The sequence below is a fragment of the Clostridium pascui genome (assembly GCF_016908015.1).
GTDB lineage: Bacteria > Bacillota > Clostridia > Clostridiales > Clostridiaceae > Clostridium_AK > Clostridium_AK pascui.
The window spans coordinates 86,112-97,782 of the sequence record NZ_JAFBDB010000007.1 but is presented as its reverse complement, the minus strand read 5'-3'; the positions used below and the strand labels follow the sequence as shown (position 1 = coordinate 97,782).

General features: G+C 30.8%; 11 protein-coding genes. All 11 read left to right on the top strand.

Annotated features, from left to right (window positions below):
- The first annotated feature begins 58 nt into the window (after window positions 1-58).
- The 11 genes from JOC70_RS15825 to JOC70_RS15775 all read left to right on the top strand — a co-directional run bounded on the left by JOC70_RS15825 (window position 59) and on the right by JOC70_RS15775 (window position 11,524).
- Window positions 59-754 (top strand): response regulator transcription factor, encoded by a 696-nt coding sequence (locus tag JOC70_RS15825; protein WP_204599869.1) that lies wholly within the window; start codon window positions 59-61, stop codon window positions 752-754.
- Window positions 755-757: 3 nt separating this feature from the next.
- Window positions 758-1,999: a sensor histidine kinase gene (locus JOC70_RS15820; protein WP_204599868.1), complete on the top strand. Its 1,242-nt coding sequence runs from the start codon at window positions 758-760 to the stop codon at window positions 1,997-1,999.
- Between the two features lie 187 nt (window positions 2,000-2,186).
- Window positions 2,187-2,867, top strand: a complete 681-nt coding sequence (locus JOC70_RS15815; RefSeq protein WP_204599867.1) for an ABC transporter ATP-binding protein — start codon at window positions 2,187-2,189, stop codon at window positions 2,865-2,867.
- A gap of 16 nt (window positions 2,868-2,883) precedes the next feature.
- Window positions 2,884-5,367 carry an ABC transporter permease gene (locus tag JOC70_RS15810; RefSeq protein WP_204599866.1) on the top strand — a complete coding sequence of 828 codons (2,484 nt, stop codon included), beginning with the start codon at window positions 2,884-2,886 and terminating at the stop codon, window positions 5,365-5,367.
- 184 nt (window positions 5,368-5,551) lie between these two features.
- A complete protein-coding gene (locus JOC70_RS15805; RefSeq protein WP_204599865.1) occupies window positions 5,552-6,328 on the top strand; it encodes an FMN-binding protein in 777 nt (258 codons plus the stop codon).
- A 418-nt stretch (window positions 6,329-6,746) separates the two neighbouring features.
- Entirely contained in the window at window positions 6,747-7,934 is a 1,188-nt protein-coding gene (locus JOC70_RS15800; RefSeq protein WP_204599864.1) for a YgeY family selenium metabolism-linked hydrolase, read from the top strand.
- 324 nt (window positions 7,935-8,258) lie between these two features.
- Window positions 8,259-9,509: a Y-family DNA polymerase gene (locus JOC70_RS15795; protein ID WP_204599863.1), complete on the top strand. Its 1,251-nt coding sequence runs from the start codon at window positions 8,259-8,261 to the stop codon at window positions 9,507-9,509.
- 15 nt (window positions 9,510-9,524) lie between these two features.
- Window positions 9,525-9,788: a hypothetical protein gene (locus tag JOC70_RS15790; RefSeq protein ID WP_204599862.1), complete on the top strand. Its 264-nt coding sequence runs from the start codon at window positions 9,525-9,527 to the stop codon at window positions 9,786-9,788.
- Window positions 9,789-9,913: 125 nt separating this feature from the next.
- Window positions 9,914-10,450, top strand: a complete 537-nt coding sequence (locus JOC70_RS15785; RefSeq protein WP_204599861.1) for a toll/interleukin-1 receptor domain-containing protein — start codon at window positions 9,914-9,916, stop codon at window positions 10,448-10,450.
- Between the two features lie 36 nt (window positions 10,451-10,486).
- On the top strand, window positions 10,487-11,278 hold the full coding sequence (locus tag JOC70_RS15780) for an EFR1 family ferrodoxin (RefSeq protein ID WP_204599860.1): 792 nt from the start codon (window positions 10,487-10,489) through the stop codon (window positions 11,276-11,278).
- 12 nt (window positions 11,279-11,290) lie between these two features.
- Window positions 11,291-11,524, top strand: a complete 234-nt coding sequence (locus tag JOC70_RS15775) for a hypothetical protein (protein WP_204599859.1) — start codon at window positions 11,291-11,293, stop codon at window positions 11,522-11,524.
- Window positions 11,525-11,671 lie beyond the last annotated feature (147 nt).

The following is an 11,671-nucleotide window of genomic DNA, read 5'->3' as shown; positions in this document are numbered from 1 at the left end:
TGTATAATCTAATTGAAATAAAGATATGAATCGTAGTTTTAAAGTGATGGAGGAATGTATGAATAGATTACTGTTAGTTGAAGATGATGAGGCATTATCAATGGGAATAGAATTTACGCTTAAAGATGAAGGCTACGAGGTTTTGAGCGCTTCTACTTTAGAAGGAGGAAAAGTACTTTTTGAAAGAGAAAATTTTGATTTAGTAATATTAGATGTAAATTTACCAGATGGAAATGGATATGATTTTTGTAAGTACATTAGAAGTAAAAGGGATACACCTGTAATATTTTTAACTGCTTTAGATGAAGAAGTAAATGTAGTGCTTGGTTTTCAAATGGGTGGGGATGATTATATAACTAAACCCTTTAGAGTAAAAGAACTGCTTCTAAGAATAAAAGCAATTTTGAGAAGAAATTCTAATACAGTGACAACTGGAAATAAATTGGTAAGTGGGGATATTGTTATAGATACATCCATGGCATTGGCTAAAAAGAATGGTAGCGAGGTGGCTCTTACAGCTCAAGAATATAGATTGCTTTTAATATTTATGTCAAATGCAAATGCATTAATGAAAAGAGAAGAAATATTAAGAGGGTTAATGGATGGAGCGGAAGCTTTCTTTGATGAAAATACCCTTTCTGTGTACATAAAAAGAATTAGAGAGAAGATAGAAGAAAACCCTAAAGAGCCAAGGTATATAGTAACTGTAAGAGGGCAAGGGTATAAGTGGAACAAGGAAGTAATTAAGGAGTAGTATATGAAAAGATATTTTAATAATCCAGAAATAAAAAAGAGTTCTATTATATTTCTTTTAATAATGGTTATATTCTTAACCTGCAATTATTTTGTGATAAAGAATTATAATGAAAAATTAAAAAGCGATTATATAAAGGCTTTAGGGACTATTACAGCTAAAATAGTTGAAGCTGATCCTAAGCTTGAAAAAGAAATAATACCACTTTTGACAAGGGAAGTAAGTAAGGAACAGGAGAGAAAAGGCAGAGAAATTTTAAGACAATATGGTTTAAGTGAAAAGTTAGATATAGGTTTATTTCCTTATATAAAGGGCAATTTTAAGAGTATGGAAATAAGTATACTTAGCTCAGGAATTATTCTTACAATGCTGCTTTTTATTCTTAACTATTTTCAGCATGGATATTTTTATCAAAATATGAGAAACTTTAGCTCAGCAGCAAAAAAAATTGTGGAGGGAGATTACAACTTAAAACTTAGTGAAGAAAAGGAAGGAGATTTATCAAAGCTCACAAAATCTTTTAATTCCATGGGGGAGGTTATTAGGGGAAACCTATTTGCCCTTACTAAGGAAAAGAGGTTTTTAGTAGATTTGCTTTCAGATATTTCTCATCAGTTAAAGACTCCTCTCTCCACAATGATTTTGTATAATGATATTCTTTTAAATAAGGATTTAACAAAAGAGCAGCAAACTACTTTCTTGAAGAATAATGAAAATCAGCTTAATCGTATGAGTTGGCTTATTTTAAATTTACTAAAGCTTGCTAAAATAGATGCTAACGCCATAGAACTTGAGATGGAAGATCAAAGCTTAAATGAAACTATAGAAGAAACTATAGAAATACTAGAAAGCAAAGCTGTAGAGGCTAAGGTAGAGGTGGAACTTATGCCAAAGGATACTGTAATCTTAAAGCATGATAGGCTATGGCTACAGGAAGCACTAAGTAATGTAGTTAAAAATGGGATAGAGCATGCCTGCGATGGCGGAAGGGTAACCATCAATATAGAAGATAACCCTATATATACAAGAATAATCATAAAAAACACTGGAGAAGCTATTTCAGAAGAAGATTTACCTCATGTGTTTAAGAGATTTTTCAAGAGCAAAAAATCACAAAAAAGTGATTCTATAGGTATCGGACTATCATTAGCAAAGTCAGTAATTGAAAGGCATGGGGGATATATTGAAGTTACAAGTAAAGAGCAAGAAGGAACAAGTTTTATAATTACATTTTTAAAATATTAAGGTTATCTTACTAAACTGTAAGATAACTTTTTTCTTTGTAAGCAGGCTGTCATGGAGTCTTTGTTTAAATAAGATTATAATAATGTCATTGATAGAAGTTGGCTTAGAAGTCAGCGTTAAGAGACATTTCTAATTTTAATTAATGGAGATTGATTTGTGTATAGAAAATAATATTAGGAGGTACAAAATGGAGATATTAAAGGTTCAAGGTTTAAAAAAGATTTATGGAAAAGAAGGAAATAAAGTAGAAGCATTAAAAGGTGTGGATTTAAGCATAAATAAAGGTGAGTTTGTGGCTATAGTAGGGGCTTCGGGTTCCGGCAAAAGTACTTTACTTCATCTCTTGGGAGGATTGGATAGACCGACTGAAGGAAAGGTTATTATTGACGGGGAGGATATTTATAAATATAAGGAAGAAAAGCTTGCTATATTTAGAAGAAGGAAGATAGGTTTCATTTTTCAATTTTTTAACCTACTGCCAATACTTGATGTAGAAGAAAACATTGCATTACCAGCCTTACTTGATAACGATAAGGTGGATAAGGAGTACTTAGATGAGATAATAAAACTTTTGGGCTTGGAAGATAGGAAAAACCATTTGCCATCAGAACTTTCAGGAGGTCAGCAGCAGAGAGTATCTATAGGAAGGGCGCTTCTTAATAAGCCTTCTATAATACTTGCAGATGAGCCTACTGGAAACCTTGACAGCAGCAATTCTAAGGAAGTTATTGAGCTTTTGAAGTTTTCTGCAAAAAAATATAACCAAACTTTGATTTTGATTACTCATGATGTTAACATAGCTTCTAGTGCAGATAGAGTAATAACAATTATGGATGGAAGAATAGTTTCAGATAAATATTTGAAATAGATTAGAGGTGAAAAATATGATTAAGAGTTATAAGGAGATAACAGGGAAATATCTAAGAGGAAATAAAAAAAGAACAATACTAACTTTAATAGGAATTATATTGTCAGTTGCTTTAGTATCATCCATAGGATTTTTTCTAAAGAGTATGCAGGAAGCACAAATACAAGATATGAAAAATACCTATGGTTCATGGCATATTATGTATTCTAAAGTTGATAATAATCTTATTACTAAAATAAAGAGCAACCCAAATGTTTTAAGAAGTGGTACTTATGCAAAGGGAAAAGAAATAAATATAGGCAATAATCTTAAGGGACAAGAAATATTTGTAACAGATGAGGGGGTAAAACTACTACCTTACACTCTTAAAGAAGGGGGATTCCCGGAAAGGGATACAGAAGTAGTTTTAGAAAAGTGGTTTCTTGGCAAAATAAGAAAAGATGCAAAGCTAGGAGACACTATAAAGATATTAGATAAAGAGTACACTTTGGTTGGAATATTAAGTGATACTTTTAGAAGCCAAAGCTTAGGCATAGGGGAAATAATCACAAATAGTTCTGATGTAAATCAAAATGAGAAAATTTTACTAGCAGAACTACATGTTAATAAAAATCTGGGAACAAACCTTGATGAGCTTAAAAAGTTATCAGATGAGAAATCAGTTGTAAAAAATTCTGACTTATTAGCAATGCAAGGTGAAGGATTTCCTAAGGAATTATTAAGTGTTTTAATTGTGGTAATTGGAATTGTAATAATTGCAACAATTGCTGTTATATATAATGCTTTCCAGATAAGTGTAGTGGAAAGAGTTAAACAATTTGGCCTTCTAAGAGCTGTAGGAACCACTCCAAAACAAATAAGAAAAATTATATTAAGAGAAGCTACATTCCTTGCAGCCATAGGGATTCCTATAGGACTGGTTGGAGGCATAATTGCATTATATGGAATAGATTTAGCGTTTAAAATTATAGGTAAGGGTGAATTGGTTTTTATTAAACCAACCATTACTATAGACGTATTAATTATCAGTACAATTGTTGGATTACTTTCAATTTATGCATCAGCAATGCTTCCAGCAGTATTTGCAGGTAGAATTTCACCGTTAGTTGCAATAAGCAGTAGAAATTCTATAGCAAAAGAAAAAATAAAGAAAAGAAAGAGTTTAATTATAGGCAGACTTTTTGGATTTGAAGGAGCTTTAGCCTCAAAGAATATAAAAAGAAACAGAAAAAGGTATAGAACAACTGTATTTTCAATAATAATTAGTGTAACTTTATTTATAACCTTTAAAGCTTTTATGGATATGTCATTAAATGTTTACAGTGAAATGAACGAGTCAAATAATATACATTTTTCAGTAAGAACTTCTGGAGATGATAATACTAAGAGTATAGAAGATAAAGTTTTAAGTAATGTAGAAAAACTACCTGAAATAGGAACTTTGTATAAGGAATATGGAACACAGCATTTTCAGGCAGTTATAGATAAAACTAAGGAGATAAATCCTATAAAAACTATAGGTGGAATATACAAAGATATAACATATCAAGGTAAAGATAAAACTTTGATAGATGCTTCTTTAGTTGTTTATGACGAAGCTTCTTTAGAAGTTGCAAAGAAGTATTTAAAGGAAGGAAGTATAAGTGTTGATAACTTAAATAATGAAAATGGAGTAATTATAATAGGGAAAAATAGAGTATATAATGGAAAAACCAAGAATAGTTACTACGGACCCGTAACAGATTTAAAAGTAGGAGATGAAATACTTCTCCAAGGGGATGAAAATAGATTTAATCAAGATGGAAATGCTTTAGAGTTTGGAAAAGGAGACGTAAATAAAATTAAAGTTCTAGCTGTTCTCCAAAGCAATCCTTTTGATTTTCTAGGATCTGAAACAGATGTTAAGATAATAACTACAGAAAAGGTTGCTGAAAAATTAATAGGTAGGGATATACAACCTTCAGCATTAAACATAAAACTCAAGGATGCAAAAGCAGAAGATACAGCCCAAAAAGATATTGAATCTATAATAAATGGAGAAGGAAATTTAAAGCTTATAAATATTATAGATCAAAATAGAAAAACAAAGGCTTCTATATTGATGGTTAAAATCTTATTATTTGGATTTGTTGTGGTGGTATCATTAATAGGCAGCGTTAATATTATAAATACATTAACTACAAACTTAATACTAAGAAGAAGAGAATTTGCAGCACTAAAATGTATAGGACTTACTCAAAAAGGACTTAAGAAGATGATAACTCTTGAGGGAATGCTTTATGGAATTGTAGGAAGTTTATATGGTTCAATAATAGGAACTTCACTATCTTATGCTATGTATAGAAGTATGAATGAGGTAAGAGAACAAAGTTATAAACTACCCATAGACTCAGTAATTATTGCAATGGCAGGTGCTATGATAATTGGATATATCTCTGTGCAGGCACCTCTTAGAAGAATGAAAAAGGAAAATTTAATAGATGTGGTGAGAGAAGAATAGTGCCATCCACATGGCAAGTGGCAAGTTAAAAGCATCTGCAATTTGTAGGTGCTTTTTTCATAGAAGTAGGAGAAGTTAATAATAAAAGTCTAAGAAAATAATGTGAGTTGTTTCAGTATAATTAACAATACTCCGTAATATAGTTATATTGAGATAATATAAACAAATTTGGGGGGAGTAACACATGGCGAAAAGAAAGATAATGCCAATGATTTTAGCTTTGACACTATCTATTGGACTTTTAGCAGGATGTAGTTCAAGTCAGCCAACTGCACAGCAGGCTAATCAAACACAGTCAACACAAATGAAAATTTATAGGGGAGTAGGACAAATTCCAACTTTCCGTGTAGGACCTGGAAAGGATAGTAAGGGAACTCAAGTGTATACCTTTACTTATGTAACTGCTAGTGCTATGTTTGATAAGGATGGAAAAATACTTGATGTTTATTTGGATTCCTTAGAAGTAAGTACCCCTAACTATGATGGTGCAAGTATGCCTCATTTTTCTGGATGGCCAGGCACACAAGGATATAATGTAACTGATCATAAAACCATGGAGGTAAGTGAAGTATCTAAGAATACTGATGAAACGATTGCAGCTGAGGTTAATGCTTGGAAAACTAAACGTCAACGTGGAAATGAATATGGCATGGACTATGCTAGAGATTGGTATAAACAAGCTGACTTCTACCAGAAGGTTTTTAAAGGTAAAACTGTATCAGAAATTGAACAATGGTATGAAAAGAATTGTTCTGACGTTAATGGACGTCCATTAAAGGCTGATTCCAAAAATGAAAAAGATAAAGAAAAATATGCTAAGCTTACTGATCAAGAAAAAAAAGATCTTGCTGATATAGTATCTGGAGCAACTATGAGTGTTAAGGATGCACATGGTGATATAATAGGTGCGATTAAAAAAGCTTATGAAAATCGTGCTGAAATAACTATTAAAACTAAGTAATAGCTTATTAACATAAATTTTCACTTGGTTCTCACATAAAAAGAAGGAAGTTAGGGGATGGTTAATGACTAAAATAGTTGTTAACCATCTCTATATTTATTGCATTCTTAATCATTTTAGTACGTTTATATAGTAAATTATTGAATTGTTGCATTATGTTAATATATCTAGAACTAAGTATTATCATTTTAATAATTATTATCACTATGATACTAATAATACGTAAGTTTTATTATGGAATTAGTAATTTTATCAATTTGATAATAGATTAATAGATGAGTAACCCTAGCTGTAGTGAAGTTTATCAAATTTGGAAAATATATTTATGAGTTTATCAATTTGCGAAATGTAAATTAATATTATTGGCATAAACATTGCTTGATATATTTTTAGCAGATTACTAAAGGGGGGATCATTAATGTTGTTAAAGGAAAATGAACAAAGGGTTGTTAATGTATGTCAAGAGCTTGTTAAAGTTAAAAGCTATTCAGGTGAAGAGGAGCAAGTGGTAGAAAGGTTAAAAGACATATTTAATGATTTAGGATTTGATAACTTTCATGTTGATGAATATGGGAATATAGTGGGATGCATAAAGGGAAATAAACCAGGGAAAAAGATATTATTTGATGCTCACATAGATACCGTTGAGGTATCAGATAATTCAAAATGGGCAGTAGATCCTTTTGGCGGCGAAATTATTGATGGAAAGATATATGGAAGAGGAACCTCAGATATGAAGGGTGCTTTATCAGCTATGCTTTGTGGAGTATCAAATTTTGCAAAGAGAGCTAATAAGGAGTTTGAAGGTGAACTCTATGTAGCAGGAGTAGTTCATGAGGAGTGCTTTGAAGGAGTTGCTTCGAGAAAGATAAATGAAAGAGTAAAACCTGATTATGTAGTAATTGGAGAAGCATCAGAATGTAACTTAAAAATAGGACAAAGAGGTAGAGCAGAAATAGTTATTGAAACTTATGGGAAGGCTGCTCATTCAGCAAATCCTCAAAAGGGAATAAACGCAGTATATAAGGCATCAAAATTAATTGATAAGATAAGAAACATGGAAATGAATTACGATGAAGAATTGGGACAGGGAATACTTGAATTAGTCGATATAAAATCATCCCCATATCCAGGCGCTTCTGTGGTTCCAGATTATTGCAGAATAACTTATGATAGAAGACTTTTGGTTAGTGAAACAAAGGAAGAAGTTTTAAAACCAGTATTAGATTTAATTGAAGAAATGAAAAACGAAGATCCAGAATTTAATGCTAGAGCTTTTTATGCAAGAGGAGAAGAAAAATGCTATACAGGTGAGGAGATTTCTGATGAAAGATTTTTCCCAGCATGGAAGTATTCAAGAGAAGATGATTTTGTTAAGAAGTGTTATAGTTCTCTAGAGGAGATAGGCTTGAATCCAATAATAACATACTACTCTTTCTGTACAAATGGAAGTCATTATGCAGGAGAAGCTGGAATCAAAACAATAGGTTTTGGACCATCTCGTGAAAATTTAGCTCATACAATTGATGAATACATAGAAATTAATGAGCTTATAAAAGCTGCAAAAGGATATGAAGGTATTTGCAAGGCTTTATTAAAATATTAAATACCTATATTAGTGCAGCTTAGATTGTTATGTTCTTTAGATGTGATATTAGCCCTAAAAAGTTGATAACTTTATGAAAGCTAATATTATAAAATGAGTATGAATGTATTACTCATAAAAACCAGAAATTCCGATACTTTAGAAAATAAAGTATCGGAATTTTTTTGTTTTTATGATAATACCCTAATTATAGCTTTAACTTATCGTTTTTACTTAAGTCATAATTTTTTTAAAAACCTCTTATAAAAAGTATAAAAATGGTATATAATATATACGAACGTATGTTCTAAGAAGAACTAAAATTTATTAAGAGGTTGAGAATTTATGAGTACATTAATTTTTCATATTGACGTAAATAGTGCATACCTTTCTTGGGAGGCGACCTATAGGCTTCAGCAAGGAGAGGAGTTGGACCTTAGAACAATCCCATCGGTGGTAGGTGGGGATGAGTCGAGTAGACATGGAATTGTTCTGACAAAGTCAATTCCTGCGAAGGAGTATAATATTCAAACTGGTGAAACTTTGTATAGTGCTAGAATAAAGTGCCCTGAATTAGTAGTGGTACCACCAAGATATTGGTTGTATATTCAATGTAGTTCAGCTATGCATGAAATATTACAAGAGTATACATCTAACATACAAAGATTTTCTGTAGATGAAAGTTTTTTAGATTTTTCTGATATGGAGAATTTATATCCAGATTATATGAAGCTTGCTGAAACCATAAAGGAAAGAATAAAGAATGAATTAGGATTTACAGTAAATATAGGAATATCGAATAGCAAGCTACTTGCAAAAGTTGCTTCAGATTTAAAGAAACCAGATAAAATTCAAACTTTATTTCCACAGGAGATAAAGAAGAAAATGTGGTCTCTTCCAGTTGAAGATTTATTTATGGTAGGTAGAGCTACAACTCCTAAATTACACAAATTAAATATCAATACAATAGGAGATTTAGCCAATTATGATGTAAATATACTGAAAAGTATTTTTAAAAGTCATGGTGAATTAATATGGAATTATGCTAATGGCATAGATAATTCAAAGGTAAGAAAGGGTAACTATATTGATATGAAAGGTATAGGGAATTCTACAACAATTCCCTTTGATGTAGAAGATAAAGAAACAGCCCATAAGGTACTTTTATCTTTATGTGAAACAGTAAGCATGAGGCTTAGAAATTCAGGTAACTGTTGTAAGGTAGTTTCAGTATCAATAAGAGGCAGTGATTTAATATCTTATTCACGTCAAAATAAGTTAATTACAGCTACAGATTCCACTAGAAAAATATATGAAGTTGCATGCTTGTTATTTGATAATGCATGGAAAGGAAATAAGATAAGACATCTAGGGGTGCATATAACAGATTTTTGTAATAACGATTTTTATCAATATAGTATACTTGATTCTTTCAATTATGATAAGGATAGGGAGCTAAATAAGACAGTTGATGAAATTAGATTCAAGTATGGAAATAAAGCTATTATGAGATCATGCTTTCTACATTCAGGGTTAAGATCAATGTGCGGAGGTATAGGAGAAGAAGACTATCCGTTAATTAGTTCTATGCTATAGTGAGAGGTGAGAATTATGAGAATCATAGCTAAACCAATTGAAGTAGTTTCCTACACCAACGATAAGGGTGATGTAAGGCCTTTAAGATTTAGGATGCAGATGGAGGACGAAACTATAAAGGTAATAAAAGTTGATAAGGTTATTGTAAAAGAAACTGAGAAGCTTGCTGGCAATATCATGCTTGTATTTAAATGCCAAAGCTTAATTAATGATGTGCTAAAACTATTTGAAATCAAATATGATTTAAAAACCTGCAGATGGATGCTGTATAAAATTTAGTGCCACCCACGTGACAAGTGGCAAACTAGGTATAGGATTATACTGGCGCATAAAGATTTAAATAAGTTAAAAGACTTAAGATTACAGAATATAATTTATTATTAGGTACAGGGAGATGAGGTTACATGAATAACAATATTTTTCTATCCTATTGTTGGAAGGATGAGGACGTTGTAAATGAAATAGATAATTATTTTAAAAGTAGACAGGTTATATTTCAAAGGGACAAAAGAGATATTGAAAGTTGGGAAAGTATAAAAGTTTTTATGAAGAGAATAAGGAAAAGCAGCCATGCAATATTAGTAATTAGTGACAATTATTTAAAATCTGTAAACTGTATGTATGAAGTACTAGAGGTAATGAAAGATGAAAATTATATAGAGAGAATACTTACTGTAGTTTTAAATGATGCTCTTATATATGATGCATTAAGTAAAGCTAAATATATAAAGTATTGGAAAGAGAAATACAGTGAATTATATGATACAATAAAAGAAATTGATGATAATCAAAGTACTATAAAATTATTAGAAGAACTTAAGAAAACTAAAGAGATAATGAACAATATTGGTGAATTTATGACAATAGTATCCGACATGAACAATCCTTCCATAAATGACGTGTGCGAAGAAATAAGAATTAAGCTAAAAAATAATAGCTGAGGATAATCAAATTACTATAAGGAGAGAGGTTTTATTATGATATTTTATTTTTCAGGTACTGGCAACTCTTTAGAGGCAGCTAAAAGTATTGGAAATTATAACGATGAGAGATTAATCTCTATATCAAAAGAAATGAACAGCGAGAATAGAAGTTTTGAGTATACGTTAAAAGATAACGAAGTTATAGGCTTTGTATTTCCAGTGTATGCATGGGCGCCGCCTAAGATGGTGTTACAGTTTATTGAAAAATTAAAGATTAATAATTATAATGATAATTATATTTTTTCTGTAGCAACTTGTGGAGAAAATATAGGAGACACCATGAAAGTTCTTGATAATTGTTTAAATAAAAAGGGCATGAAATTAAGCAGCGGATTTTCAATTGTAATGCCTAATAATTATATTATTATGGGTAATATTGATTCAAAAGAGGTTGAAAATAAGAAACTGCAGTTTGCACAGGAAATCTTGAAAAATATTAATATAATTATTAAAGAAAGAAGAGTAGATATATTTCAAGTTGAAAAGGGATTCTTGCCAGGAATACTAACATCAGTCATAAATCCGTTATTCAATAAATATGCCATGAATACAAAAAAGTTCAATGTAAATAATAAGTGTACTGGGTGCAGAATATGTGAAAAAGTATGCAATTCTAAGATCATTAGGGTTAAAGAAAAACCAGAATGGGGAAATGCGTGTACACAATGTCTAGCATGTATTCATTTTTGTCCAGTAAAAGCTATTGAATATGGTAAGAATACGCAAAATAAGGGAAGATATAAAAACCCAAATATAAGTATAAGTGAGATGCAAATAACAATTTAAGGAGAAAGAACTATGAGAGTAGTATTTGAATTTAAAGACTCAAGCGGGAAAGTTCTTGCAGAAAATAATGTAGAGAAGCAACTAACTAATGAGGAAATTCTTGTGATATTAAATAGTAAGGAAGTAGCTTATCCAGTACATGATGGATTTTTATTTACAGTTAAGCATTGTATAATTGAAAACTCTATATATGATATGTTTTCAGAACCTTATAAACTAAGAATAAGTCTTAGAGAAAGGCTATAGAACAAAATGTTCTATAGCCTTTAGTACATATTGAATATAGCTATAGATGATTAGGATATAGTGCAACTTTATTTTTCATTAAATTACTTGCAGTAAAGCTTAATATTTGCTATGCTTATATAAGAAACATTTAGGAGGCTAACTAAT